The sequence below is a fragment of the Pseudoalteromonas sp. S327 genome (assembly GCF_005886415.1).
In the GTDB taxonomy this organism is placed as follows: domain Bacteria; phylum Pseudomonadota; class Gammaproteobacteria; order Enterobacterales; family Alteromonadaceae; genus Pseudoalteromonas; species Pseudoalteromonas atlantica.
Genome location: NZ_PNDP01000037.1, coordinates 1 through 26,963 on the forward strand (window position 1 = coordinate 1; position 26,963 = coordinate 26,963).

Sequence of the window (26,963 nt, forward strand, 5' to 3'; positions counted from 1 at the left end):
GCCTCTAGTCAGAACCAGAAGGGCAGCGCATGTTTGGCATTTATGCTGCGTTATCGCCTATTTATGGGGAGTAACCACACTTCATAGGCTCTGCTTTGCCTAAAAACCAAACATACTGCTGCAAATTCAACCATCAAGGATCAACACGCCCTAATGAATACTGCTTTAAAATCCCTGCTGTTACTTTGCGCTTTAATGTGTTTTAAATTAAGCGCAAATACTCCGTACCAAATCCCTAGAAGTAGTGTTATTGAACTCACTGAGCCTATGACCAATCGGGTATATCCTGTTTTTATTCAGCTCCCTAAGTCATATAAAAAGCACCCTGAAAAAATATATCCAGTTATTTATTTAACCGATGCACCGTATACGTTCCCTATTGTGGCAGGTGCTACACGGTTTCCTATGAATAGCGGTAAAATGCAACAGGCTATTATAGTGGCCATTAGCTACGAAAAAGGCTCTAAAGGGTCTAATAGTCGAATTAGAGACTACACCCCAAACAAGGCTAAAAGCTGGAAAAAACAAACCGGTAACGCGCAAAACCACGCGCTGTTTTTAAAAAATACTGTATTGCCGTTTATACAAAGTAACTACCGAGCAAGTAGCACTCAAAAAACTTATATAGGTAATTCTTTAGGCGGTTTATTTGGTGCCACTATTTTATTTACGATGCCCGATTTATTTAACAATTATATAATTGGCAGCCCATCAGTTTGGTTTAATAACAATGCGATTTTAGCGCTACAAGCAAATAAACCTAAAGTACCTACAAAGGTTTATATATCGGTAGGGGCACAGGAAACGCCACGCTTTGGTGAAGGGCAAAATATGGTGGCAGGGGCAAAGCTATTAACGCAAAAAATTAATGCACTTAGCAGTGACAATATTGAACTAAAAAGCGTTGTTGTTGAAGGGGCGAGCCATGCAACTGCTTTTCCTACTACAGCGATACAAGGGCTTGATTGGGTGTTGAGAGTAGAATAATGAAGTATTATTTTTATATCGGTTCATACCAATATGTTGTTTTAGATAGTTAATAAGGAAATTATATGTCGGATGAATTATGGTTAGATGATAGGTTGAATCGAAAACAAGAAGGACAATGGCTTGTTCAGTTTTTAACGAGCAAGTACGCAGTACCTGAAGCAGAGCATAGTAAAAACTATGTATTAAATGTCAATGCAGAGTGGGGATTTGGGAAGACTTATTTTCTCCGTAATCTTGCAGAAGAACTAAAAACGAAGCAGCATGTGGTTGTGTGTTTTGATGCATGGAAAAATGATTTTTCTGAAAATGCTTTACTCAGTTTTATTGCAGAAATAAACGAAGAGTTAACTAATCAAGGCTTACTTAGTGCTACAGATGGTAAATTAGCTGGTATTGCAAGATCAATGAAAAATGCAGCGCTCCCTTTGCTTGGTGGCTTTTTTACTAAACAGCTTTTTGGTATGTCTCTTGATGGCGTCGAAGCTTTATTTGATAAGGAGCAAGAAAGTGAGGCTGTATCTGCCAAAACGACTGAACAGTCTGATTTGTCAAAAGATATTACGACCTTAGCTTCTTCGATCTCTACAAAGGCTGCTGAATTAGCAATAAAAGAGTATCAAACAACAAAAAATGCTATAGGCCATTTTAGGAAAAATTTAAGGCTATTAGTGGAAGGGTTAGAGGGGGAAACTTCATTTAAAGCCCCTTTATTTATTTTGATTGATGAATTAGATCGATGTAAACCTTCTTATAGTATTCAACTATTAGAAACGATTAAGCATTTATTTAATGTTGAAGGCGTCTACTTTATTGTTGCTACTGCATCAGAACAGCTAAGTCACTCTATCAATGCTGTATACGGAGAAAAATTTGAATCTAAACGTTATTTAAATCGTTTTTTTGATCAAGAGTACTCGTTAAAAAGTCCTGACAAAGAAGAATATTGTAACTTTATTTGGTCAAAATATTTACCTAATGAAACAGTTTTCGTTCCGGTTTTCCAAGCAGGTAATAAATCAGAAGATATAATAAATATTGGCATACTCAGTAAGGTTGCTGAACATATGCGGGCTGGTTTAAGGGATATTGAACAAGCCGTTAAGCTTTTATATTCAATTCAATTAACGCAAGAAAAAACTGATTATCTATTTTCATTACCCTTGTTTTATATCATCACTTTAAAAATCAGGCACCCTCAAGTTTATTCTCACTTTAAAAATGTATGGAATAGGAATGCTAAATCGGCTTTAAGCGATGAGCAGCATGTTAGGTTTATAAGAGATGAATTTGAATATAACATGGCTTTTGCTGGGAACACAGCTTATAGAATTGAGGAGTCAATGCATATAATTTGTGATCCAAATACTGAGCTTACGAAGGTTTATCCGAGCCACAGTCTTCGAAGTGAGCCTAAAAAGGATCTTAAAGACTTTATCAAAGATGGAATGTTTGAAGCTAACCGCGTTCGCAACTTTAAAATGGAAAAGAACTTTTCAACTTATATACAAATAGTTGAGCAGGCTGGGCAACTATTATAATTATTGAAAGGCAGTCAGCTGAGCCACCTCGTTATTACTCTTTAGTGGCTCAACTTTTTACACGGTAATAGATTACTAATGCTGAGACATTATTTTAATAAGCAGTCTTCTGCTTTATTGGCAGCCTCAAGCGCTTTCAAGTTCCTGTTTCCAGTTTACTAATACTTCAATAAACTCAGGGCCTATACCACAGCAGCCACCAATAATACTTGCGCCCTGGCTGTACCACGTTTTTGCAAAATCTAGGTATTCTGCAGGTGCAATATCACGATACGCCTGCGAGCCTTCGTTGGCTTTGTAATCGCTTGCGATAGGTGTAAAGCCATTAGCAAACGCGCCTAAAACAACGCTTTTATTTTGTTTAGCTAATACAGCGTTGGTATCGCTAAAGGCTTGCTCTATAACCTCAGGGATTGAGCAGTTAAAGAAAATACCAGTAACATTTTGTTCAAGCAAAGCCGCTACTGCGTCACTTACCAGCTCACCAGAGCGAAGAGTCGCTTGCTCGCTTACCACATCATTTAAGGTAAATGCGTAATAACATGGCTTGTTTGAGCCTTTAAGTACGCTTGCCATAACGTGCGCTTCTTCAATGCTCGATATGGTTTCGCCAATCCATACATCTACGTGCTCGTCTTGCGCCTTGTATAGCGTATCTAAAATAGTAAAAGCGCGTTCGCTCTCAAATAGCTCTGGGCGATAAGAGCCAAATGCGGGTGGTAATGAGCCTGCTACTAATACATTTTGTTTTGCGTTTTGAGCTACGTCTTTTGCAATAACTGCTGCTTGCTGTGCAAGGGCTGCGCCTTGAGCTTGGTATAGCGCTTCACCTAAATGAAAGGGCACACAGGCATAACTATTAACGGTAATTATTTCAGCGCCTGCCTCTATAAAACCTTGGTGAGCCTGCGTTACAAAATGTGGGGCTTCTATTAGTGCTTGTGCACTCCACAGTGGCTGTGTGAATGGTGCGCCAATGCGTTTAAGCTCGCGTCCCATGCCGCCATCTAAAATAGTTACTTTATTCATAAAGGATTTCTATACAACTAAACAATATGGCGCTATTCAACCATAATTTTTTTAGATTCATAATGAAACTTCGTCACCTTTAACATGAAAAAAGCTCAATGCTTTTTTACAGGCATAAAAAAAGCGACATCTCGCAAGAGAGTCGCTTATTTAAGTAGGCTAAACCTTACTTATAAAATACTTCTACTGTACCTTTTACTTTCATAAGTAAAGGTTGGCCGCGGCGGTCTAGCGCTTTAGGCGCGGCAATTTTAATCCAACCTTCGCTAATGCAGTACTCTTCTACGTCAAAGCGTTCTTTGCCATTTAAGCTTACGCCAATTTCGTGTTCAAACACTTCTTCTACGTAATGCTTGCTACGTGGGTTAATAGAAAGCTGATCAGGTAATGCTGGTTTTGTTGAATCGGTCATGGTTTTAATCTTTATTAAAAAGTGATGCGCTATTGTAGGCAATCCACTCAATACGCTCAAGGTTTAATGCTTAGCTACTCAACTTAGCTACACAATACAAAGCCAAGTATTAACAGTGCTATCCAAATGGTTTCAGCAACAATCATAATTATTGGTTTTAAGCCCACCTCGGTGAGTTTGCCTAGATTTGTTTTCATACCAATGGCGGCTATAGCGGCAATTAAAAAGAACCGAGAAAGCTCATTTGTGGTTTCAAGCACAATAGCGGGTAGGTTAAAGGTGCTGTTTATAATCATTAAAATTACAAAGCCAATTAAAAACCCCGGTACTTTTGGCAGCTCGCCATGGTTACCTTTATTTGAGCGATTAATAACCACCATCATAATAAGTACTACAGGCAATAGCATAGCCACGCGTACTAGTTTGGTAAGCGTTGCTATATCGCCAGTTTCGGGCGATACCGAATAACCGGCACCCACTACTTGGGCTACATCGTGTATGGTGCCACCTAAAAACACCCCGGCGTTATGTGCATCAAATTCAAGGTAGTTAACCACAATAGGGTATAAAATCATTGCAATGGTCGACATGGCCGTTACGCCAATTACGGTAAGTAAGGTATCGCGCTCTTTATGCTCGCTGTTGGGCATAATAGATGAAATAGCCAGTGCTGCCGATGCGCCACAAATAGCAACTGAGCCACCGGTGAGTGCGCCAAAGCGTTTTTGTAACCCAAATACTCGGGCAAGTACAACCCCTAAAATAATGGTGGTAAATATAGCGCCAGCTAACATTAGCGCTGTTTGCCAGCCCAGTGTAATTAAATCGCCCAGTGCTATACGGGTGCCAAGTAATACAATGCCTACACGTAAAACCGTAGTACCGGTAAAGTCTATGCCTTTAGCGCACGGGCTGTCGCTTTGATATAAAAACGACACCGCCATCCCCAATAATAAAGCAAACAACATAGCGGGCGCGCCATAGTGTTCACTTAAAAATAAGGCTGCAAGGCCAGTCATTGCAGCAATACTGGCCCCTTGCCATAACGGGGAAACTTTTACCTTTAGTGCACCGGTTAAGCTTTGCATTAGGCGTTAGCTGCTGTCAGTGCAACAAGCACTTGGCGTTTACGCTCGCCAGTAAATGGGCGGCGGCCATGCATAGCCATTTCGTTATCAACTAAGGCTACATCGCCATCTTGCCATGCTAAATCAAAGGTAAATTCTTTTGATAGCTCAACAATTTTTTCAAGCCCTTGTTTAGGAATGGCGCTACCATCGCCAAAGGTAATAGCAACCGATGGGTTTTCGCGAACGCCTTTCCAGCCCATGTAAGCGGCAATAAGTTGGTTATAAAAAACCTGTACGCCGTTTTCAAGGGTAACTACCGCAGGTAAAACCGGAGTAATTGCTTTTAAAGAGCCATCTTCTAGCCACTCCCACTTGTAACCTAGCTCGGTAAGTTTGCTGTGTGCTTCTTCTTTGGTTTCAACACTTAGGGTGCTTTTCCAGCTGCGACCTTGACCCGATGTAGCATCGTCGGCTGCGGGCATGTAAGTGGTGTACTTTAAGCCTTTTTGTTCAAAGTCATCGGCTAATTGGCTATCAAATTGCTTTAAAGCGCTAAATAATTTATCTGAGCGACAAAGCGGTGTCGCGCCGCCTTCCTCAGCTGCAGATTTACAAAAAAAGAACAGCTTACTTGGCGAAATAGGTGTTTGTGCCATTTCGTGATGAAGGTAAATTTCTACATCTTTGGGGGCTTCGTTAGCGGTAAATACACGCTCGGTAAAATTAATACGTACCGCGTTAGATAGCGACTCTTGGTACGTAAAGTTGTCGTAATCAAACCCCGCTGAAAACGTATCAAAGGTTTCGGCGCTATCAACAGGAAAGCCTCTAAACAATACAGCGCCTGAGCTGCGTAGTTTTTTAGCCAACTCGCTTTTGTTAGCGCGAATAAAAGCTACCGCTTCTTCAACGGTGCTGGCGTTATTGTTATTAACTACAATGCACGGAAAAACCGAGTCATCAAACGTTAATTGAGTAGGCACTTGGGCATAGTTAAGTTCGGTAGCTGACATTTTATTATCCTAATCGTAAATAGGGTGAAAACGGTTAAAGGCAGCTTCACAAAAGTGCCCAGGGTCGTTAAAACGGCGGTTGCTATTAAGCGCAGAAATTTGCGCCATTTCTTGCTCTGTTAATTCAAAGTCGAACAGCGCGAGGTTTTCTTTCATGCGTTCAAATTTAGAGGTTTTAGGAATAATGGCGGTGCCGCGTTGCACACCCCAGCGCAGTACAACTTGTGCCGGTGTTTTGCCATGATTTTGCGCCGCAGCTTTTACCACGCTTTGCTCAAGCACCGACTCAGTTTGATCGGCCATTTCAAGCTCAAGGTACGAAAGCGCACCCAGTGGTGAAAACGCCGTAACCGGAATATCGTACTGTTTTGCAAGTCTTACTAAGCGCTCTTGCGTTAAATAAGGGTGCGACTCAATTTGCAGCATGGCGGGTTTAATTGTGGCGTAGGTCATTAAATCGTGAATAAGCGCGCTTGAGTAGTTACACACACCAATGCGTTTTGCTTTGTTGTTATGTACTTGCTCTTCCATTGCTTGCCACGTTAAATGCAGCGGCACTTTTGCCAGCTCCATTTGTGGGTTTTGTGCATCTGGGTCTACAAACCACTCTGGTGGGTAGCGCGTTTCTATTGGTACAAACGTTTGCGCAATCGGAAAGTGAATTAAGTATAAGTCGAGGTAGTCGAGCTTTAAATCGCTCAAGGTTTTATCAATGGCAAGCTCTACATGCTCTGGCGCATGAAAAGTATTCCATAGTTTTGATGTTACCCATAATTCTTCGCGGGTACATAGGCCGTCTTTTATTGCTTGGGCTATGCCATCGCCTACTTGTTCTTCGTTACCGTAGTCTGATGCGCAATCAAGATGGCGGTAACCTGCTTTAATAGCTTGGTACACCGTTTGCGCGCAATCTTCTTGTGCTACTTTCCATAAACCGAACCCGACTGGCGGGATGTTATTTAATGAACTCATTGGGAATTCCTGTTAAAATTGCATAATGACTTTGGTCTTGTATAAGACATAAGTTATTATACGAATCTAACAGTGTCAACACTGTGTTAACCACAAGCGAATAAATGAAAGGTGTTAAAAAACCTACAGGCAGCAAAAAGGCAGCGTTTGCTGCCTTTAAAAAATATTTAATAAGTATGCGCTAATATAACTTACTCGCGGTTAAAGCGCGGTTAATTAATCAAGTTCTATTTGGTAGTGGTAATGATCGCTACGGCATTTGCTTAAACGGTATTCAATGCGTTTACCTTCGATTGATTCGGTAATGCGCGATACCAACAATAAAGGGTCACCGGCTTTAATAGCGAGCATTTTAGCGTCGGTTTCATCTGCTAAAACGGCTTTAATGCTGTCTTGGGTTTTATGCACGGTTTGGTTAAATTTGGTTTGGTAGTAATGATACAATGTGTGCGGAATATCACTACTTTGATGTATATCAGGAAAGAAGCTTTGTGGTAGATATATAGTTTCGCTCATACAAAATTCGTTATCGAGAATGCGTCTGCGTACAAGCTTAGTGACTTTGTCTTTTTTATTAAGTTGCAGCGCATCAATAACATCTTGTGGTGCAGGGCAAAGCTCAACCGACAATAGCTCGGCTTTAGGTAGGTCGGCGCCTTTACCGTCGGCCTGTAGCGGAAAAAACCTAAACAGGGCATCTTGCGCGGTATGCTCAGATACAAACGTACCAACACCTTGGCGGCGAGTAACTATTTTATCGTCGGTTAATAAATTAAGCGCTTTACGCACAGTGCCTTGGCTTACGTTAAACTCTTCAGCAAGGCGAAACTCGCTCGGTAATACTTCGCCAGGTACCCAGCGTCTTTCAACAATGAGCTGTTTAATATAATCAGCCACTTGTAAGTAAAGTGGTTGAAAAGCCAAGCTTGGGCCACTTAATTTGTGATCAAACATAGAGTTACTCATTGTTATTTACCATTAAATTTAATCCACCTGTATTTATATCATAGGTGAAACTTTTTGCGCAGTTTTGCGCAAGCTCAATTAATTGTGAACTATTGCCGTGTAGTTTGTTTTTACATTATGCCTAAAAACAAATCGTTACACTACAATAGCGCACACGTAGGATATTTAAAGTGCTCAGTATTTCGTTAGAACTCATCTTGCTTATGGCGTTGTGCCTAAGCCTTGCCACCATAATGCAAACGCTTAGCGGGTTTGGCTTTGGGTTGCTGGTGGTTGCAAGCTTTACGTTGCTAGATGTTTTACCGCTCACTGCCACCACCTTTTTAGTGAGTTTATTGGGTTTAGTTAACTCAACCACTGTGGTGGTTAAAAATCGCAGTACAGTAAAAGTGCCCGAGCTTAAACTTATGTTGTATACCGGTATTCCGCTAATGCTGTTGGGTTTTATATTGCTTGAATATATGTCGGCGCACTTAACGCAGTTCTTAAACTTTATTTTAGGTATTAGTATTTTGCTATGTTGTGGCTTAATGCTAATTGGCCGTGATAGAGCAAATAAGCAAAGCGGGCGTGGCTCGTTTTTAATTGCCGGCGGCGTAAGTGGCTTGCTGGGTGGGCTGTTTTCAACTTCGGGGCCGCCGCTGGTGTTTCAGTGCTATAAACAAGCTTGGTCTATTGAGGCTATTCGTAGCACCTTACTTGCGGTATTTACCATTGGTGGCTTAGTCCGTGTTGGTATTGCCTTATTTGGCACCTTACCCGAGCTCGACATTATGTTTTTAATTGCAGCGGCCATACCGCTGGTATTATTAGTAACGCAATTTGCTCGTAAATTAACGCCTTACGTTGATGCAAAATGGATTCGTATAATAGCAATTGCATTGCTTGGCCTAAGCGGCGTTTCGCTGGTGGCAACATCGGCACCGGGCATATTTTAAAAGTAACGATGTAAATAATTCATCTTAGGGTTATTTACATTGACATGGGGATTACAATTATTTAACTTGTGTCTTATACAAGACTAATAATTGGTTAAGGAACTCCCATGAATGCATTTGAATTACGTGAGCCAGACTGGAACGCAATAGAGCCAGCACGCTTAACTGCAGAGCCTAAATTACAAGGCCATGTGCTAGTTTTACCAACTCAATTTGGTGAGGTCAGTGTTACCATAAGCCAGTTTGGTTTACGTTTAAATGCAGGCTCCACGCATGACGAGACGTTTAAAATATTAACCTCCACCCCTTCAAACTTACCGCTATCACTTAATAAATTAGACCAAGGCTTTGCAGCCACCGCCGGTGAGTACCGCTTAGAATTTTACAGCGACCCTTTTTACTTTAAGCTTTATAAAAACGATAAATTAGTACAGCAATCAGCAACCGATGGCCACTTTGTGCGCCAGCACCGTTTACCGCCACTGGCCAAAACTGATAACGGCTGGATTTTAAGCCTAGAGCTTAATTACGACGAAGCCGTTTACGGCCTTGGCGAAAAATGGGGCAAGCTTGATAAACGCGGCCAGCTTATTCGCTCATACAACCACGATGCACTGGGCGTAAACGCCGAAAAGTCTTATAAAAATACGCCATACGCGTGGAGTCCAGAGGGCTGGAATTTATTTGTACACACGCCGGCGCCCGTTACACATGGCGTAGGTTACGCACTTTGGTCGCAACGTGCTTATGTGTGTTTAGTAGAAGACGACGCATTAGATGTATTTTTATACCAAGAGCAAACGCCTGCACAAAGCATTAATCGCTACTGCGAGCTAACTGGTTTTGCACCGGTGCCACCGCAGTGGAGTTTTGGTGTTATTTTATCAAAAGCGTACTACAAAGATGCCGACGAGCTATTAAGTGTCGCCCGCGAAGTACGCGCTAAAAACATGCCGTGCGATGTAATTACCCTTGATGGCCGTGCATGGCAAGACACCAACACCCGCTTTGCCTTTGAATGGGACCCAACACGTTACGCCGACCCAAAACCTGTGCTTGATGAATTAAAAGCCATGGATTTTAAAATTTGCGTGTGGGAATACCCAATGATCTCGGTAAACAACCCATTATTTGCTAAAGCGGCCGAGAACGGCTGGCTAATAAAAGACAAGCGCACAGGTAAAGCGTATCAATACGAGTGGGATTTAAGCCCATTTGGCGAAGTACTAACGCCATTACCAGAGTCGGGTATTTTAGATTTTACTCATCCCGATGCCTACGAATACTGGCTGGAGTCGCACAAGCCATTGTTTGAGCTTGGCGTAGATATGATAAAAGCAGACTTTGGCGAACAGCTAGAAGACGAAAACATGGTATCGCACAGTGGCGACAGCGGCATTAGACTGCATAATGTTTATAGCATGCTGTACAACCGCTGCGTTTACGAAGCAGCCGAAAAGTACTGTAAAACAGGGCCGTTTTTATTTAGCCGCTCAGCGTGGACTGGCAGCCAACGCTTTCCAGCACAATGGGGCGGCGACCCACAAGCCGATTGGCAAGGCTTAGCGGCGAGTATTCGCGGCAGCTTAGCGTGGGGCATGTCGGGCGGGCCATTTTTTGCAACCGATATTGGTGGTTTTTATAAAGATACGCGCGATGCAGAGCTTTATGTACGTTGGGCGCAGGCATCGGTATTTAGTGCGCATATGCGTTTACATGGCATTGGCCCACGCGAACCGTGGTCATACACCGAGCAAGCAAGTGACGCGGTATTTGCAGCGCTTAAATTACGCTATCAGTTAATTCCGTACTTACAAGAATGTGCAGAGCAAGCGCAGCAAACTGGGCTGCCTGTTCAGCGTGCTATGGTATTGGCATTTCCAGATGACGTACTGGCACATAGTTTTGACCAGCAATTTATGTGCGGCGAAAAACTCCTTGTGGTGCCATGTGTTGTACCAAACGGTAAAGTTAAATTTTATTTACCACAAGGCGAGTGGGTGCGATTCCCTGATGGGCAGGCGTACCAAGGCGGCAAGTATTACGAAGAAACACTTGAGCTTACACAAATGGCGGTGTTTGTTCGTAAAGGCGATACGCTCAAGCTAGGTCCAGAGGTTCAACACACAGAGCAAGACATGAGCCAGCTAACAGCATGGCCAAAATAAAACTCGGTTAATAGCAAACACACACACAACACACGTAACACACACAATAATAAAGATATTAGCTTACTTTTTACCGAGTAAAGTAAGCTAAAAGGGGCGCAAGATGGAAGGTATGAACATTACCATGACACTGCTATCGTGCTTGGCGTTTATGGCGCTGGTAGGATATATCTCGTACCAAAAAACCAAAGGGGAAGTTAACACCCAAGACGGCTACTTTTTAGCGGGGCGTGGTTTAACAGGTACATTTATAGCGGGGTCGATGATCCTCACTAACTTATCGGCCGAGCAACTTATTGGCCTTAATGGCTCAGCGTATGGTTACAACCTAAGTTCTATGGCGTGGGAAGTAACGGCTGGGATATCAACCATTATAATGGCGCTGATCTTTTTACCGCGGTATTTAGCCGGCGCGTTTTCTACCTTGCCTGAATTTTTACGGGATCGTTTTGACGATACCGTACGCCGCATGACGGTGATCTTATTTATGGTAGGGTATTGTTTTATAACGATCCCTTCTGTTTTGTACTCAGGATCAATTGCCGTTCTTAGGCTGTTTGATGTGCCCACCTTATTAAACTTAAGCTATCAAGCAAGCTTAATTGTCACCATTATTATCGTGGGCTCCGTTGGCGCTATTTACGCGGTATTCGGCGGTTTAAAGGCGGTTGCAGTATCAGATACCATTAACGGTGTTGGGTTATTAATTATTGGTATTTTAGTGCCTACCCTTGGCCTTATTGCCCTTGGCGATGGCAACTTTGCCGATGGCCTAAGCACATTGGTAAACACCGATACCGAAAAGCTTAACGCTATTGGCAGCAGTGATGATCCCGTGCCATTTGGCACTATTTTTACCGGTATGATCCTCGCTAATTTATTTTATTGGGGCACCAATCAGTACGTGATCCAGCGTACACTGGGCGCTAAAAACTTAGTAGAAGGCCAAAAGGGCGTGTTGTTTTCAGGGTATTTTAAAGTGCTAGTACCCTTTATGATGATGATCCCAGGCGTAATTGCGTATCACCTTTATAAGCACGAAAGCTTACAAACCATAGATTTAGCTTACCCACATTTAGTTAAAGATGTACTGCCTCAGTACTTATCTGGGTTCTTTTTAGCGGTGCTATTAGGTGCGGTATTTAGCTCGTTTAATTCGCTGTTAAATAGTGCCGCCACGTTGTTTTGTTTAGATGTATACAAACCCATGAAAAAAGACAAAGTAAGCGACGAAAAGCTGATTAAAGTGGCCAAAATTACCAGTATTATAATTGCTGTTTTATCGTTTATTACCGCGCCATTACTGATGTTTGCGCCAGAAGGTTTATGGCACATAATTCGTGTATTTACCGGATTTTACAACATTCCGGTCATCACAATTGTGCTCGTGGGTTTATTTACTCGCAAAGTGCCTGCACTGGGCGCTAAAGTGGCTATTGTTTTTCATGTTATTGCCTACACTTTGCTTAAATTTGTGTGGGATGTAGATATTAACTTTATCCATATTTACGCCATATTATTCTTTATTGAGCTGGCCATTATGTTAGGTATTGGCTACTACAAACCTCTTGCCACACCATGGAACTTTACCCGTAAAGCCGAGGTAAACCTAAGCCCGTGGAAATACGCACTGCCTTGCGCCATTGTATTAGTGAGCTTAATTATAAGCTTGTACATACTGTTTTCTCCGCTTGGATTGGTGGGTGGCACCAGCGTGTACTTTGTACCAAGCTTAATTGCTGTTTGGACTAGCGCCTTTGTGCTTAGCTGGTGGAGCGTACGTCGATGGCATAAGCGTTACCAAAGCAGCTTGGCGCATATCGGCGTTGCTAAGGTACATAATACCAATTCGCAATAATACTTAATCATTTTGCGGGGCTAAACGTGTCGCTACCTGCGTTAAAAAATTCTCATTTAGAATAACTAAATAGCGAATTTTTTGCCTAGCTATCAACACGTTTTTCCAGCCTCAAAATAGATTACTTAATTAAGCGAGTTGGTATATAACGCGGCGTTATATTCTTTATACAAATTTTAAATCACATTTTATTCACATAATGTTTGCAATAGAACATAAGTTTGTTTAAGTTTATATCTCTTATATAAGACATAAGAGATATAAGGAAAATAACTACAACACTCTGGCACCGCTTTTTAGCAACCCACACACTTGCTAGCGCGGTAATTTAACAGCACACACGCACAATTTGGAGAATGACATGAGAGCTAAAAAGTCCGTCTTAAGCTTGGCAGTCACGTTAGCAATGACAACGGGTTTAGCACTAAGCACGCAAGCACATGCGCAGCAAGAGCAAACTGAACAACAAGCAGAGCAAAACAATAACGACCAGTTTGAAAAAATTGTTGTTACCTCACAAAAACGAACACAAAGCCTAAACGAAGTACCGCTTGCGGTGTCTGTGCTTAATAGCGACCAGATTGATTCGGCGTTTGCTAATAACATGGAAGGCCTGCAGTCACTTGTGCCTTCGGTGAGTTTTAGAAAAGGCACCACAACCCGTAACTCAGCGCTAACAGTGCGTGGTATTGGTACTATTTCGTTTAGTATTGCTGCTGAGCCAAGTGTAGCAACGGTGGTTGATGGCGTTGTGCTAGGCCGCTCTGGTCAAGCCTTTGCCGATTTATACGATGTATCTCGCATTGAAGTACTGCGCGGCCCACAAGGTACCTTATTTGGTAAAAATGCCTCGGCGGGTGTGGTAAACATTACAACCAAAGATCCTTCGTACGATACTACCGGCAGCGTAGAAACCTCGTTTTATCAAGACAACGAATACCGCTTTAAAGGCGTGGTAAGCGGCGGCTTAACCGACGACTTTAGCAGCAAGCTTAACCGTGTTTAAAGGTAAGTTTGATGGCTACATTGATAACGTTTACAACAACGAAAAAGTAAACGGTTACGACCGTGAAGGCGCACGTGCTGTATTTAAATACGAGCCAAGCGATGATTTAAACGTAAAATTTATTGCCGAATTTTATAACGCCGACGACGACTGTTGTGCCGATTTAGAAGCCCTGCCAAGTGGCCGTAACCCAGATTCAGACGCAGCCCCTAACAGCAACGGTATTGTTGATGGTGTTGCCGATATTGACCTAGACCAGCGCAAAGTTGATCACGACTATGAGTCGCGCACTATTGACGAACACAGCGCGTTTTCGGTACAGGTTGATAAAACCATTGGCGATTACACATACACCTCTATTACTGCGCAGCGCTCGTGGGATAACACCGAATACCGCGAAGGCGATTTTACCTCAATTGCTGGCGACAGTAACGAACCTGTATTTGGCGCGCCATTTCAATTACACGACTTAGGTGCCCAGCAGTGGGATCAGTTTTCGCAAGAATTTAGAGTCACTTCAAACCTAGCGGGTCCGTTTAACTATGTGGCTGGCTTATTTTACTGGAACATGGATTCACAACGTAACTTTACCCGTGACGCGAGTTGTCAAAATAACGGTGGCCAACTAGACGCTGCAATGGCGTATTACGCACAAAATAACTTAACCGGTGCAGAGCTTGATGCCGCATTGGCCGACTTAGACGCCTACACACAAAGCTTAGGTGTAAGCTGTAATGCTAACGATATTGTATCGGCAACCGCGTACATGAGCACCGAGTTTAACAACTGGGCAGCCTTTGCCGATGGTACTTACGATTTATCTGAAGACTTACGTGTACTGTTTGGTATTCGTTATACCGACGATGAAGTGTCGTACACACACCGCCGCGTAAGCAATGACGAATTTGGTCGCACCGGTGTAGGTGTACGCTCAGCAGCACTAAATACTGACGAATCAGGCAGTGCAGAAGAAACCAATGTGTCGGGTCGTTTAGGTATGCAATACGACCTAGGCGATGGCCAAATGGTTTACGGTACTTACTCGCAAGGCTATAAAGGCCCTGGTTTTAACGTGTACTACAACTTTAATCCAGATAACGATAGCCGCGAAATATCGCCAGAAGAGTCAGACGCATACGAGTTAGGCTACAAATACGCAAGCCGCGACTTTGTATTTAACTTTGCTGTATTTAGAACCGAAATTGAAGGCTTTCAAGCCAATAACTTTGACTGTTCAGACGGCACCTGTATTACCCGTTTAACCAATGCTGGTGATGTAAGTACACAAGGTGCTGAGGTTGACTTTATGTGGGCAGCTACCGACTCACTTACGTTAACTGGTGGTATTGCGTACATTCAGGCCGAAATTGACGAGTTTAATTGTCCGGCAGAAGTAGAAGCAGGCTCATGTACTAACCGCTCTGGCTTAGATGTCCCGTTTTCGCCAGATTTAAAGTACTCACTAAGTGCTGATTACTTTATTGAAACAGAGCACAACTTTAATATTCATATTAACGGCTCTTACATTTACACCGACGAGCAATACTCAGACCTACCAAACAATGTAGGCGAGTTTAACCCAGCAGCGTTACTGCCAGATTACGGTATTTTAAACGCAAGTGTGGGTTTATCGTTTAAAGATGATGCATTTAGAGTATCGCTTATTGCTAAAAACTTAACCGACGAAAGCTACGTAACCACCTACAGTGGCGACAACTTCCGTTACCAAATTCCGCGTGATGCAGAGCGCTACTTTGGCGTATCGTTTAAGGCACGTTTTTAATTTTATAAATATATCCCTGTGAAAATTGTGCTAAGCGCAGCGTTTAACCCGCTGCGCTTTTTTGTGTCTTAATTTTGTCATGGTTTAGTCATTGCTTTTTAATTAAAAGTACTCTTAGAGGTCACATCTATTTTCTATAGTGCAGCGGTTACTTATTTGAGGTTTACGCTTCAAGCAAAAAATAACCACTACACAATGGGAATAATAAAGGATGAAAATTAAAAAAGTTGCTGCGGCAGTTGGCTTAACGTTTATGTTAAGTGCTGCAAGTCATGCCGATGTATTACCACAAAGCCAAACAGACAATGACTGGTATACAAATGCCCAAACCACACTCGCCACAAAAACTGCGCTTGCACAAAGCCAGCAAACAACAAAAGCTAAAAACGTTATTTTGTTTGTAGGCGACGGCATGGGTGTATCTACCCTTACCGCAGCACGTATCTTAAAAGGACAAAGAGCGGGCGATTTAGGTGAAGAAGGTTATTTAAGCTTTGAAGAGTTCCCGTACTCAGCACAAGTAAAAACATACAACGTAGATGCACAAACACCGGATTCTGCAGGCACAATGACCGCGATGATCTCAGGGGTTAAAACCGATGTAGGCGTTATTGGTGTAGACGAAGACATAGAGCGCGGTGTGTGTTCAACTGTATCGGGTAATGAGCTTTTAACAGCAACAGAACTTGCTGAAATTAAAGGCCTAGCAACCGGCATTATTTCAACAGCGCGTATTACCCATGCAACGCCAGCGGCAACCTATGCTAAATCGGCAGACCGTAACTGGGAAGATATCTCAGACATGCCAGAAACCGAAACTGCATGTGAAGACATTGCTTCGCAATTAGTTAATTTTGAAAAAAACCTAGAAGCACGGTTTATAGGTACCGACGTAGACGGCCTTGATTTTGTAATGGGTGGCGGACGTCGTCACTTTCTACCAAAAGATGAAGCAGCTAATTCAGCAGATGCACTTAGCGCTGTAGAAGGCGATCGTACTGATGAGCGTAACTTAGTTACTGAGTGGCAAACACAATACCCACAAGGTACTTATGTTATGGACCAAGCAGGCTTTGATGCCATTGCTGATGATGCCACTAAAGTGTTTGGCTTATTTAACGAATCGCACATGCAATACGAAGCAGACCGCGCAAACGATATTGCCGGCGAGCCATCGCTGAGCGAAATGACCAGCAAAGCAATTGATGTATTAGGTAAAAACGAAAACGGCTTTTTCTTAACCGTTGAGTCGGGCCGTATTGACCACGCACACCACGCGGGTAATGCCTACAACGCACTTAACGACACCATTGAATTTGCTAAAGCCGTGCAAGCTGCGGTAGATAATACCAACCCAGAAGAAACCCTTATTTTAGTAACCGCCGATCACAGTCACGTATTTACTATTGCTGGCTACCCTAAACGCGGTAACCCAATTTTAGGCCAAGTAGTTGCGGTAGGTGAAACCACACCAAGCCTTGCTGCCGACGATATGCCTTACACCACAGTAGGTTATGCAAATGGTTTAGGGTTTAGAAATTTAGTTGATGAAACAGATGCCGATGCAGCATATACAACTGGCCCAGTTGCTGGACGTGTAGAGCTTAGTGGTGTTGATACTACCAATGTTGGCTTTCACCAAGAAACCACTGTCCCTCTTGGCTCAGAAACTCATGCCGGTGAAGATATTTCGCTGCATGCAAAAGGCCCTGGTGCACAGCTAGCTCAAGGCGTAATTGAGCAAAACGTAGTATTTCATTTAATTAATCAAGCTCTTGAACTAACTCAGCAATAATGGCGGCTAACATGAACAAATTAACAGTACTTTCTTTAGCAGTAATGGTCGCGCTAGCAGGTTGTAGTGACGACGACAAAGACGAAAATAATATTCTCGCGGTAGATAACACCATTGCAGTAGGCTCTGAGCAATGTGTTAATGGCGGCGTAGAAACCCAAACTGGCGTAGATACAAACGGCAACGGCGTGCTAGATAGCGACGAAGTTACCTCTTCTAACTTAGTGTGTAATGCACCTGCTACGTCACTTACCAGCGAGCAACTTGCCACCCTAACTACTAACGCATGGTATGGCGATGCACAAACAAAGCTTGCGGCAACACAGCAAGCTAATAGCGAAGTGGTTACTGAATCTGGCAAAGCGAAAAACGTTATATTATTTGTTGGCGACGGCATGGGTATTTCTACCGTAACAGCTGCACGTATTTTAGCAGGCCAGCTTGAAGGCGGTTTAGGTGAAGACTACCAGTTAAGCTTTGAGAAAATGCCGTACTCAGGTTTTGTAAAAACTTACAACGTAGATGCACAAACGCCCGATTCAGCAGGCACAATGACGGCAATGGTTTCAGGTGTTAAAACCGATGTGGGCGTAATTGGTGTAGATGAAGACATTGAACGCGGCGACTGTGCCACGGTAACAGGTAACGAACTGGTTACCTCATTAGAGCTTGCTGAAATAGCGGGTAAAGCAACCGGCCTTATTTCAACCGCACGTATTACCCATGCAACACCTGCAGCAACGTATGCTAAATCGGCTGACCGTAACTGGGAAGATAACTCTGATATGCCAGAGGGCACAGAAGCCTGTGAAGATATTGCATCGCAACTTGTTAACTTTGAAGCTAACCTAGAGTCGCGTTATGCGGGTATTGATGTTGATGGCATTGATGTTGTAATGGGCGGCGGACGTCGTCACTTTTTACCAAAAGATGAAGCAGCAAATTCAGCCGATGCAGTAAGCGCAGTAGAAGGCGACCGTACTGATGGCCGCAACCTAGTAACCGAGTGGCAAACAACTTATCCAAGCGGCACTTACGTTATGGACCAAACTGGTTTTGATGCAATTAGCGATGATGCCACTAAAGTATTTGGTTTATTTAACGAATCGCACATGCAATACGAAGCCGACCGTGCAAACGATGTAGCGGGCGAGCCTTCGCTTAGCGAAATGACCGAAAAAGCAATTAACGTACTCGATAACAACGACAATGGCTTTTTCTTATCGGTAGAAGCAGGGCGTATTGACCACGCGCACCATGCGGGTAATGCCTACAATGCCCTAAACGACACAGTAGAATTTGCAAAAGCTGTGCAAGTGGCAATGGAAAACACTAACCCAGAAGAAACGCTTATAGTAGTAACTGCCGATCACAGCCACGTATTTACTATTGCAGGCTACCCTAAACGTGGTAACCCAATATTAGGTAAAGTTGTTGCCGTAGGCGAAACCGAGCCAAGCCTAGCTGCCGACGATATGCCATATACCACAGTTGGCTACACCAACGGTGGCGGCTTTAGAGATTTAGGCGATGAAACCGATGCCGATGCAGGTTATGCATTTGCACCTGTTACAGGGCGTGTAGATTTAACCGATGTTGATACAACTTCAGCGGGCTTTCACCAAGAGGCACTTGTACCACTTGGCTCAGAAACTCACGCAGGTGAAGATGTTGGCGTATACGCAATGGGCCCAGGCGCTCACTTAGTTACAGGCACTAACGAGCAAAGCTTTTTATTCCATGTAATGGACTTTGCAGCAGACTTAGTAACTACCGCTGATGAAAAAGTAACGCCATAAGTAATTTAATACGTACGCTCAGCACATAAAGTACGTATTAAAAATGAGGTATATAAAACAACTCGTACGCTGTGCGAGTTGTTTTTTTATGTCATAAAAATGCCACTGTAAATGGGTATGGTAATGCCTATTACAGTGACGTTTAGATAAGAGATAATTTAATGAAACTAGCATTATTTTTAATGGCAACACTTGCCAGTACCAGCACCCTAGCGCAGCAATGTAATATTGATAGCGCGCATTTAAAAGCCGACTATAAAATTACCAATACTCATAAAAACGAGCAAAACAAGCAATCACTTACGCTTTGGCGAAACAACTCACAAGTTGCGCATCAGCGTGAGGTAATTACTGAGCTTTGGCAGCACTTAGCTAACAAACAAATTCGCCCAATTCGTTATTTTAATGCTCAGCAACGCGGTATTGAGTATCAGCCATCTGAGGTACGCGGTGTACAAAGTTGGAGCGCTAAAAATCAGCTGGTGGATACGCATTTAATCGAAAAAATGACCCTAGTTAACACTCAAGGCAACGGCTGCGATGAGGTAAAAAACTACACACTTACTGAGGGCGACAATCAATTTAAACTCGCTTTATTTACCAAATCAAACTTGGTTAAAAGCTTTAGCGTAACCAATAAAAAAAGCGATACCCATACTTTGCTAAGCCTTAACGAAGTAAACAGTAATAAAGCAGAAATAACCGCACAGTTTGCCAAGTGGGATCGCTTTCAAACCACCGACTACGCCGACATTGGCGATAACGAAAACGACCCGTTTTTAGCAAAAATGATCAACCTAGGCTTTATAGAACACGGCGCAACGGGGTTTTATAACCAGCAAGGTAAAGCGATTCAAGGTGGGCACCACCACTAAACTTTAGCGTTTTTAAATGTAGTAGCTCATAGCTGAAAGAATGATAGGCGGCTATGGGCTACAAGTAGGTATTAAAAAGTAGATTAATTTAAGCCATTCCCGCCGAAGCAATACTGTAAACACTTTCCCACTTTTATAAAACGCACACCGCCTGCCGCATAAGATTTATAGTTGGTAATAATTTATACTATTTGATACTAATAGAAGTTCACACAATAGGGACATTTAATTGCTAAGGGAAGTTTATGCCAGAATTCAAAATCTTAAACAACATCCTTGATTATATGGAATCTAAGGGGCTTACATATAAGAGTGTAGTAGTCACTATTAATGAGGAACTTGTTGAGGAAGTAAATACTATAAATAAAAGCTCCCACACTTTAGAAGAATTACAAAAGGCGGCAGATAAGTGTTTTGCTCATGAATGGCTCAAACGTAGAGGTGAGGGTGGGGATAAATATACTCACTTATATATAACACCAAAAGGCATTGGAGCTGCGAGGTCAAAACAAAGGTCTGAGGAATTAAAAAAATCTCGTTCTTTTCTGAAAAAAACTTCTGATTATATTGAAGAGCACAAAGGATTATTTATTGTCTTCGGTTTCTTATTAACACTCGCTACATTCGCACTGAAAATCTTCGGAGATAAGTAATGAATAATAAAAAATTTACGATCTCTTTGAAATGTTTGTTTTGTGACAGCGAGCTTCAGAATGATTCTGAAATAGAGTTCAGTTCTGGCGATATGCTTGAGTGCAAAGAATGTGGTGAGCTAAATGATTACGATGCATTGGTTGACGTTGCAATTGATGAAGGCAAAGAGCTCGCTGAAAAACATGCAAAAGAAGAAATTGAAAAAATGTTCAAAAAGACATTTAAGTAAACGTAATCTTATAAATAAAATACAAACACTATCGCCTGACACTACTCAATATGAGAATCATCAGGCTTTTTAGGTCTATCAGCTAGCTCTGTTAGGCCGTCTTCACAGTCGCCGCTATCGCAGGTATTTAAATCACTTTGTGCCTGCTTGTCTTGTTGCAGTACTTGTTTTAAATCTTCCATACGTTGGCGCACGGCTACGCCGTAGCTGGCGTCGTCGCCCCACAGTTCGGCGAGTTGCAATACAGCAGCGCGGTCGTGGTCTCTAAATAGTTTTCCGGCGCGCTGGGCATCTTCTTTATTGTTACCTAATAGCTCTAATGCATCTACCGCTAGGTTAATGGCGGAGTCGACCGTTTCGCGGTTAAAGGCATCTACTTTTAAATTAAGTAATTGATACGCGTGGCGGCGGTCGATAGCGCGGGCAACAATTTTAAGCTGCGGGTAGTTTTTATGCGCAAGCTTAATAATTTCGAGGGTTTTGTCTGCATCGTCTATTGCCACAATTAGCATTTGTGCTGTGTGCGCGCCTGCGGCTTCAAGGAGTTCTTGGCGGGCAGCATCACCATAAAATACGGTATTGCCAAAGCGGCGTAGGAGTTCTATTTGGCTTGGGCTGTGATCAAGTACAGTAATTTCGTAGCCTTGGGCGTGTAATAAGCGCCCCATAATTTGCCCAAAGCGACCATAGCCTGCAATTATAACGTGTTTAGCACTGCTAATTTGCTCGGGCTTATCAAACTCGGGCGCACTGTTACTGGTGCGTTTTTGTAGCTGCTCGTAAGCCATTAATAACAGTGGCGCAACCAACATTGAAACAGCCACCACTAACGTCACTAAGCTTGTTTGCTCTGACGTTAATATGCTTAATGTAGTGGTTACACTTAAAAGTACAAAGGCAAATTCACCGCCTTGTGCCAGCGCTAGTGCAAACAGTAAACGCTGCTTTTTACTAATATTAAAGGTGATGGCAAGGGCAAATAAAATGCAGGCTTTTACTACAATAAGCAGCGCAACGAGTGCAATAACGGTAGTAAACTCATCAGCCAATAATTCAAAGTTGATTGATGCACCAACAGTGATAAAAAACAGCCCTAACAGTAGGCCTTTAAAGGGCTCTATATCGGCTTCTAGCTCGTGTCTAAACTCGCTTTCGGCAAGGACTACACCGGCTAAAAATGTACCGAGTGCTGGTGATAAACCAATACTTTGCATTACAAGGGCAATAGCCACCACTAAAAACAGCGCAAAAATAGTAAATATTTCACGCATGTGGGTTTGCGCTATGTATCTAAATAATGGGGCCGACACATATTTTCCGCCGGCAATAATAGCGGCGATAACCGCTACCGATACGCCAACTTGTTGCCATACCGGCCAGCTTGCAATAATGGAGTCGCTAATTTCTTTGGAGCTACTTTGCGGTGCAAAAGCCAGTAGTGGCAGGAGCGCTAAAATAGGAATAATGGCGATGTCTTGAAACAGCAAAACCGAGAATGCGTTTTGCCCGGCTTCTTGCTTTAGCCAGCCTTTTTCTTCAAGGCTTTGCAGTACAATAGCGGTTGATGACAGCGCCAGCATTAGGCCAATGGCGAGGGCGGTTTGCCAATGCATGGTAAAAACCCAATAACAAAACGCAAAAATAGCCGCGGCGGTAAGTACGACCTGTAAGCCGCCAAGCCCTAATATTGAATGGCGAAGCTTCCATAAACGGGCTGGTTGTAGCTCAAGGCCAACCAAAAACAGCATCATCACTACGCCAAACTCGGCAAAGTGCATTACATCTGTTTGATCGCCCACAATACCCAGGGCGTAAGGGCCAATTAGTATGCCCGCAATTAAATAACCAAGTACCGAGCCAAGTCCCACTCGCTTGGCAATAGGTACAGCCACTATGGCCGCCGCTAAGTAAATTAAAGCTATTTCTAACACGCGTATATCCTAATAGTATCAAGGCTTTTAGCATGGCTTAGTGGCTTTAAAAATACAATGGGTCATGTGGCTGAAAATGGATCATTTAGTCATAATTAATCGGCTACTTTTACAGGGCCATTAATGTTATCAATACTTACATCGCCTGAGCCTGATTCGGTAATGGTAAGCCCCTTAGCGTGGTTTACACGAATATTGCCCGAGCCATCTTCAATGGTTACGCTTGCTTGCACGTGCTCAATGACTAAATCGCCAGAGTTATCGTCTACATCTACTGCGCCATTAATATTATTAATAGCAATGCTGCCTGAGCCGTCTTCAACAGTTAAGGTGCCGCGCACATTACTAATACGCATATCGCCCGAACCATCATCAACAACCGCATTGCCGCTAACATTATTAATATTTACGCTGCCAGAGCCATCGGTAAGCGCTAAGTTACCGGTGATGTTTTCAAGGGTTATATCCCCTGAGCCATCTTCAACAGTAAGGTTTTTAGCGCTGTTGATATATAAGCTACCTGAGCCGTCTTCTATATCTATATTATTTTGCATGGCGCTTATTGCAATGTCGCCAGAGCCATCATCAATATCGAGCATTAAATTACTTGGCACGGTAACCACTAAATCAATGTGTGGCGATTGGCCGCTGTAAAAACGGATACCGCTGGCAGTATTGTTGTTTGCAACTAAGGTAGCTTGTTTGCCATTTTGCTCAAGGGTGAGTGTGTATTCGTCTTCAATGTCGGCGGTAAAAATTGTGGCATCTACACTTATGCTGGTGGCATTGGGCGAGCCTTTAATTTCAAGAGAGCCTGCACCGCTTAATACGTTTAAGTATTCTAGGTTATTACTTGGCAGTGATAACTGCTGAGTTTGTTTTACTGAGGCAACGCTTGGCGATATATGAAACACACAGCCGCTTAATAATAAAATGCCGCCAATAAGTGAAAATGGTTTTGTAATGTTAGATACAGTTGATGAACTCATGTTTAGTCCTTTGTGTTTGTTATTTATGCATGTTTTGTATAAGCATAGTAGAGCAAAAACGAGACCAACTGTAAGTTGTTGATTTTATTGTGATGAGGTGCGTTTATGAAAAGTGGATTTACTAATAAGTGGTTAAATACACTAAGAAGTAATTAAAAAAGGATGCACATGGCATCCTTTTTAAGTGTTTGCTTTTAGGTTATTTATTAAAAGCTGTAAGTAATATTACCGTATAGGAAACGCCCGTCTAATCCGTACGGTGCATATGGCGTGTACGGGAATATTTGGCCAAAGTCAGAGTAACCAATGTTATCTACCGTTGCTTGCGGGTACTGATCGAACAAGTTGTTTGCACCTACTGCAAACTTCCAGTATTCGTCTGGGCGGTAGGCAACTTCTAGGTCGGTGATCCATTTAGGGTCAATGTACTCATCGCGATCGGCCGTGGTAGAAATATCAGCCACTTCACCGTAGCGCGTTGCACGAAGAGTGGTTTGCCATTCGTTAAAGTTCCACACTGCTGATAGGTTCCATTTGCTATCTGGCGTGCCTTCTTCAAAGCGGCCTACTTCGCGGCGTGCAAATACCACGTAGTCATCGCCTAGTGAGTTTAGCTCGCTTGGGTTGTCGTCTACGTGCGTTACTTCGGTATCGTTAAAGTTAGCCGCTACGTTTAAGCGTAAGTCACCTAAATCGCTTAAATCTAAGTTGTAGGTAGCAACAATATCAACACCTTGCGTGCGCGAGTCGATAGCGTTAGTAAAGTAACGTACGCTTTCAGTGTTTAGCTCGCCGGCATTTTGCAGTATTTCTACTACAGCATCGCCCTCTAGGTTTTCAGACAATACAATACGGTCATCAATATCAATGCGGTAGGCATCTACAGTTAGGCTAAAGCTGCCTTGTGTGTACATAAAGCCAGCCGTTACGTTGACTGATTCTTCGGCATCTAGTTGTTCAGCACCTAGCGCTTGCGCTGCCGCTGAATCAGTAGGGAATAAACCTACTTCAAACGGTTGGTTGTTCTCAAGTACGGTAGAGATTTGGCGGTATGAGCTTTGCGCAAGTGATGGTGCACGGAAACCTGTGCTAATTGCGCCACGCAATGATAGGTTTTCGTTAATGCTGTAACGCGACGCAAGCTTTGATGTAAACGTATCGCCAAAGTCGGTGTAATCTTCGTAGCGACCCGCTAAAACAAGGTTCCAGTCTTCTGTTAGGTAAGTATCAAACTCAACAAATACAGCTACGTTATGGCGGCTTTCGTCGGTTACGCTTTCTGGGCCAAAACCAGCTAATACTTGTGCGCCACCGGCAGCAATTGGATTGCCATCGCTATCTAAAGCGGTAATGTAAGAGGCTTCTTCGCCTTGCTCAATTTTGTAGCTTTCGTGGCGGTACTCTGCACCTACAGTAAAAAATACGTCATCTGGCAAGCCAAAATCTAGCACTGTATTTGCCGTAGCGTTTACTAAAAACTGATCGTAAACCAATGCACCGTTGTCAAATTCGGTTGGGCTGTCGGCACCTAGTGATGTATTTATACTATTTACAACCCCAAAGCCAAAGTCGTTACGGCCGTAGTTGGTACTTACATCCCAGGTCCATTCGCCAGTTTCGCCTTGCAGGCCTAGGGCAAATGAGTAATCTTGTACGTCGGTTTCAATTTGCGGTAAAAAGCCGTCTGGATACACTTCTAACACGTTGCGGCTGTCTTTTGCACGGCGGTAAAAACCACCTGAGTTACCTTCGCGTTTTGAGTAGCTACCAAACGAGTACAGGTTATAGCCGTTATCAAAGTCGTAACCCATGTTGTAAAACAGTGCGTAGTCTTCAAGCTCTGCTTTACCAAAGCGGTGGTTGTAACGGTCGATAGTAAATTCGCGTGGGTCTAGGCTGCCATCTTCTAGGCGGTCGTATTGCTCGCGCGGGTCAAAGCCTGAGCGCTGAGTAGAGTCGTTATCGCGATACTCAATTGATACGTTTACAAAGCCGTTATCTAAAAGCTCAAAACCAGAGTTTGCGCTAATTGTACGGCTTGCGCCGTCGTTTACTTCGCGGTCGGCACCGGTATTAAAGGCAAGGTTGCCATCGGCATCTGCGTAGGTGCTTTCTAGCTGAGGTACGCCAGCCATTTGGGTGTCGTACTCGCCGTAGGTTACGCTTACGCTGCCGCCTTCTGAGGCATCTTTAAGTACAATGTTAATTACACCGGCAATGGCGTCTGAGCCGTACTGCGCTGCTGCGCCATCACGTAGTACTTCTACGCGTTTAATGGCTGATGTTGGGATCATGTTTAAGTCAACAGCGGTAGAACCACGGCCAACAACACCCGCTAAGTTTAATAGCGCGCCAGCGTGGCGGCGTTTGCCATTAATAAGCACTAGGGTGTGATCGGGTGCTAAACCACGTAATACAGCAGGTTTAGCGTGGTCTGTACCATCACCCATGGTGGCGCTTGGGTAGTTAAAGCTAGGTACTTGGTTGGCCAGTATTTGGCTAATTTCTAGCTGACCCGTGCTTTGCATATCACCGCTGGTAATAATATCTACAGGTACGGTACTTTCGGCAATACTGCGTAGGCTTCTGCGGGTACCGGTAACCGAAATCACTTCAATACTTTCTTGTGCTTGAGTGTCTTGTTCTGCAGCAAATGCAGGAGAATAAGACGCGCCAAGCGCAGAGGTAACGGCCAGGCTAAGTGCTACTTTTTTGGCTGATAATTGCTTTAACATGATGTTGATTCCCTTAAGGGCTGCTGACTATTGATTTTTCAAAGGAGCGCATAATATAGAAGGCACTACCTGTGTGCAAAGATAAAAACTGTCTAAGTTATTCTAAGTTGTTAACAACTAAAATGACAGTTTACGCCCGCTATAGACGTTTAGATCGCTCGAGTTGCAATCTTGTGTCGAATGGTTGCGAATTCAAGGGGAGTGTGAGTAAAA

General features: G+C 43.2%; 19 protein-coding genes and 1 pseudogene. 11 read left to right on the top strand and 9 right to left on the bottom strand.

Features of this window, described 5'->3' with window-relative positions:
- Positions 1-153 precede the first annotated feature (153 nt).
- Together CWB60_RS12315 and CWB60_RS12320 are read left to right on the top strand one after the other, a co-directional pair.
- The gene (locus CWB60_RS12315; protein WP_138577333.1) at positions 154-987 is read left to right on the top strand and encodes an alpha/beta hydrolase; all 834 of its coding nucleotides are present in this window, start codon (positions 154-156) and stop codon (positions 985-987) included.
- Positions 988-1,052: 65 nt separating this feature from the next.
- Positions 1,053-2,528 (top strand): KAP family P-loop NTPase fold protein, encoded by a 1,476-nt coding sequence (locus CWB60_RS12320; protein WP_138577335.1) that lies wholly within the window; start codon positions 1,053-1,055, stop codon positions 2,526-2,528.
- 126 nt (positions 2,529-2,654) lie between these two features.
- Here the strand turns inward: CWB60_RS12320 and CWB60_RS12325 are convergent, their stop codons facing one another.
- The 6 genes from CWB60_RS12325 to CWB60_RS12350 form a co-directional block, all read right to left on the bottom strand.
- The gene (locus CWB60_RS12325) at positions 2,655-3,557 is read right to left on the bottom strand and encodes a homocysteine S-methyltransferase family protein (RefSeq protein ID WP_138577337.1); all 903 of its coding nucleotides are present in this window, start codon (positions 3,555-3,557) and stop codon (positions 2,655-2,657) included.
- Between the two features lie 166 nt (positions 3,558-3,723).
- Entirely contained in the window at positions 3,724-3,969 is a 246-nt protein-coding gene (locus CWB60_RS12330; RefSeq protein ID WP_004586033.1) for a DUF3297 family protein, read from the bottom strand.
- Positions 3,970-4,052: 83 nt separating this feature from the next.
- The gene (locus CWB60_RS12335) at positions 4,053-5,057 is read right to left on the bottom strand and encodes a YeiH family protein (protein WP_024034013.1); all 1,005 of its coding nucleotides are present in this window, start codon (positions 5,055-5,057) and stop codon (positions 4,053-4,055) included.
- Positions 5,057-6,052, bottom strand: a complete 996-nt coding sequence (locus CWB60_RS12340; RefSeq protein ID WP_055255428.1) for a TauD/TfdA family dioxygenase — start codon at positions 6,050-6,052, stop codon at positions 5,057-5,059. The genes CWB60_RS12335 and CWB60_RS12340 overlap by 1 nt, the downstream gene beginning before the upstream one ends.
- 9 nt (positions 6,053-6,061) lie before the next feature.
- Positions 6,062-7,024 (bottom strand): aldo/keto reductase, encoded by a 963-nt coding sequence (locus CWB60_RS12345; protein WP_029773103.1) that lies wholly within the window; start codon positions 7,022-7,024, stop codon positions 6,062-6,064.
- Between the two features lie 216 nt (positions 7,025-7,240).
- Positions 7,241-7,990 carry a GntR family transcriptional regulator gene (locus tag CWB60_RS12350; RefSeq protein WP_004586029.1) on the bottom strand — a complete coding sequence of 250 codons (750 nt, stop codon included), beginning with the start codon at positions 7,988-7,990 and terminating at the stop codon, positions 7,241-7,243.
- A gap of 170 nt (positions 7,991-8,160) precedes the next feature.
- Here CWB60_RS12350 and CWB60_RS12355 point away from each other — a divergent pair, with 170 nt between their 5' ends.
- The 9 genes and pseudogenes from CWB60_RS12355 to CWB60_RS12395 all read left to right on the top strand — a co-directional run bounded on the left by CWB60_RS12355 (position 8,161) and on the right by CWB60_RS12395 (position 21,095).
- Entirely contained in the window at positions 8,161-8,928 is a 768-nt protein-coding gene (locus CWB60_RS12355; RefSeq protein ID WP_004586028.1) for a sulfite exporter TauE/SafE family protein, read from the top strand.
- A 107-nt stretch (positions 8,929-9,035) separates the two neighbouring features.
- Positions 9,036-11,096 (top strand): glycoside hydrolase family 31 protein, encoded by a 2,061-nt coding sequence (locus tag CWB60_RS12360; protein ID WP_138577339.1) that lies wholly within the window; start codon positions 9,036-9,038, stop codon positions 11,094-11,096.
- Between the two features lie 103 nt (positions 11,097-11,199).
- On the top strand, positions 11,200-12,954 hold the full coding sequence (locus CWB60_RS12365) for a solute:sodium symporter family transporter (RefSeq protein WP_171036146.1): 1,755 nt from the start codon (positions 11,200-11,202) through the stop codon (positions 12,952-12,954).
- Positions 12,955-13,315: 361 nt separating this feature from the next.
- Positions 13,316-15,743 (top strand): annotated as a pseudogene (locus CWB60_RS12370) (TonB-dependent receptor).
- Between the two features lie 211 nt (positions 15,744-15,954).
- On the top strand, positions 15,955-17,538 hold the full coding sequence (locus tag CWB60_RS12375; protein WP_138577341.1) for an alkaline phosphatase: 1,584 nt from the start codon (positions 15,955-15,957) through the stop codon (positions 17,536-17,538).
- 11 nt (positions 17,539-17,549) lie between these two features.
- Positions 17,550-19,337 (top strand): alkaline phosphatase, encoded by a 1,788-nt coding sequence (locus CWB60_RS12380; protein WP_024034005.1) that lies wholly within the window; start codon positions 17,550-17,552, stop codon positions 19,335-19,337.
- 161 nt (positions 19,338-19,498) lie between these two features.
- Positions 19,499-20,212, top strand: coding sequence for a hypothetical protein (locus tag CWB60_RS12385; protein ID WP_138577343.1), 714 nt, complete (start codon positions 19,499-19,501; stop codon positions 20,210-20,212).
- A gap of 245 nt (positions 20,213-20,457) precedes the next feature.
- The gene (locus CWB60_RS12390) at positions 20,458-20,865 is read left to right on the top strand and encodes a hypothetical protein (RefSeq protein ID WP_004586021.1); all 408 of its coding nucleotides are present in this window, start codon (positions 20,458-20,460) and stop codon (positions 20,863-20,865) included.
- Positions 20,865-21,095 (top strand): hypothetical protein, encoded by a 231-nt coding sequence (locus CWB60_RS12395; RefSeq protein WP_004586020.1) that lies wholly within the window; start codon positions 20,865-20,867, stop codon positions 21,093-21,095. The genes CWB60_RS12390 and CWB60_RS12395 overlap by 1 nt, the downstream gene beginning before the upstream one ends.
- A 41-nt stretch (positions 21,096-21,136) precedes the next feature.
- On the opposite strand, the gene CWB60_RS12400 is transcribed toward CWB60_RS12395, so the two are convergent.
- From CWB60_RS12400 to CWB60_RS12410, 3 genes are all read right to left on the bottom strand, one after another.
- Positions 21,137-23,026, bottom strand: coding sequence for a monovalent cation:proton antiporter-2 (CPA2) family protein (locus CWB60_RS12400; RefSeq protein WP_138577345.1), 1,890 nt, complete (start codon positions 23,024-23,026; stop codon positions 21,137-21,139).
- 95 nt (positions 23,027-23,121) lie between these two features.
- Positions 23,122-24,015, bottom strand: coding sequence for a DUF4097 family beta strand repeat-containing protein (locus tag CWB60_RS12405; protein WP_138577347.1), 894 nt, complete (start codon positions 24,013-24,015; stop codon positions 23,122-23,124).
- 206 nt (positions 24,016-24,221) lie between these two features.
- Positions 24,222-26,750, bottom strand: a complete 2,529-nt coding sequence (locus tag CWB60_RS12410; protein WP_054983880.1) for a TonB-dependent receptor plug domain-containing protein — start codon at positions 26,748-26,750, stop codon at positions 24,222-24,224.
- Between the last annotated feature and the right edge of the window lie 213 nt (positions 26,751-26,963).

Coding starts and splice junctions, on each gene's coding strand:
- CWB60_RS12375 (WP_138577341.1), top strand. CDS start 15,955: ATGAAAATTAAAAAAGTTGCTGCGGCAGTTGGCTTAACGTTTATGTTA.
- CWB60_RS12320 (WP_138577335.1), top strand. CDS start 1,053: ATGTCGGATGAATTATGGTTAGATGATAGGTTGAATCGAAAACAAGAA.
- CWB60_RS12325 (WP_138577337.1), bottom strand. CDS start 3,557: ATGAATAAAGTAACTATTTTAGATGGCGGCATGGGACGCGAGCTTAAA.
- CWB60_RS12335 (WP_024034013.1), bottom strand. CDS start 5,057: ATGCAAAGCTTAACCGGTGCACTAAAGGTAAAAGTTTCCCCGTTATGG.
- CWB60_RS12380 (WP_024034005.1), top strand. CDS start 17,550: ATGAACAAATTAACAGTACTTTCTTTAGCAGTAATGGTCGCGCTAGCA.
- CWB60_RS12365 (WP_171036146.1), top strand. CDS start 11,200: ATGGAAGGTATGAACATTACCATGACACTGCTATCGTGCTTGGCGTTT.
- CWB60_RS12340 (WP_055255428.1), bottom strand. CDS start 6,052: ATGTCAGCTACCGAACTTAACTATGCCCAAGTGCCTACTCAATTAACG.
- CWB60_RS12395 (WP_004586020.1), top strand. CDS start 20,865: ATGAATAATAAAAAATTTACGATCTCTTTGAAATGTTTGTTTTGTGAC.
- CWB60_RS12315 (WP_138577333.1), top strand. CDS start 154: ATGAATACTGCTTTAAAATCCCTGCTGTTACTTTGCGCTTTAATGTGT.
- CWB60_RS12390 (WP_004586021.1), top strand. CDS start 20,458: ATGCCAGAATTCAAAATCTTAAACAACATCCTTGATTATATGGAATCT.
- CWB60_RS12350 (WP_004586029.1), bottom strand. CDS start 7,990: ATGAGTAACTCTATGTTTGATCACAAATTAAGTGGCCCAAGCTTGGCT.
- CWB60_RS12385 (WP_138577343.1), top strand. CDS start 19,499: ATGAAACTAGCATTATTTTTAATGGCAACACTTGCCAGTACCAGCACC.
- CWB60_RS12345 (WP_029773103.1), bottom strand. CDS start 7,024: ATGAGTTCATTAAATAACATCCCGCCAGTCGGGTTCGGTTTATGGAAA.
- CWB60_RS12360 (WP_138577339.1), top strand. CDS start 9,036: ATGAATGCATTTGAATTACGTGAGCCAGACTGGAACGCAATAGAGCCA.
- CWB60_RS12410 (WP_054983880.1), bottom strand. CDS start 26,750: ATGTTAAAGCAATTATCAGCCAAAAAAGTAGCACTTAGCCTGGCCGTT.
- CWB60_RS12405 (WP_138577347.1), bottom strand. CDS start 24,015: ATGAGTTCATCAACTGTATCTAACATTACAAAACCATTTTCACTTATT.
- CWB60_RS12330 (WP_004586033.1), bottom strand. CDS start 3,969: ATGACCGATTCAACAAAACCAGCATTACCTGATCAGCTTTCTATTAAC.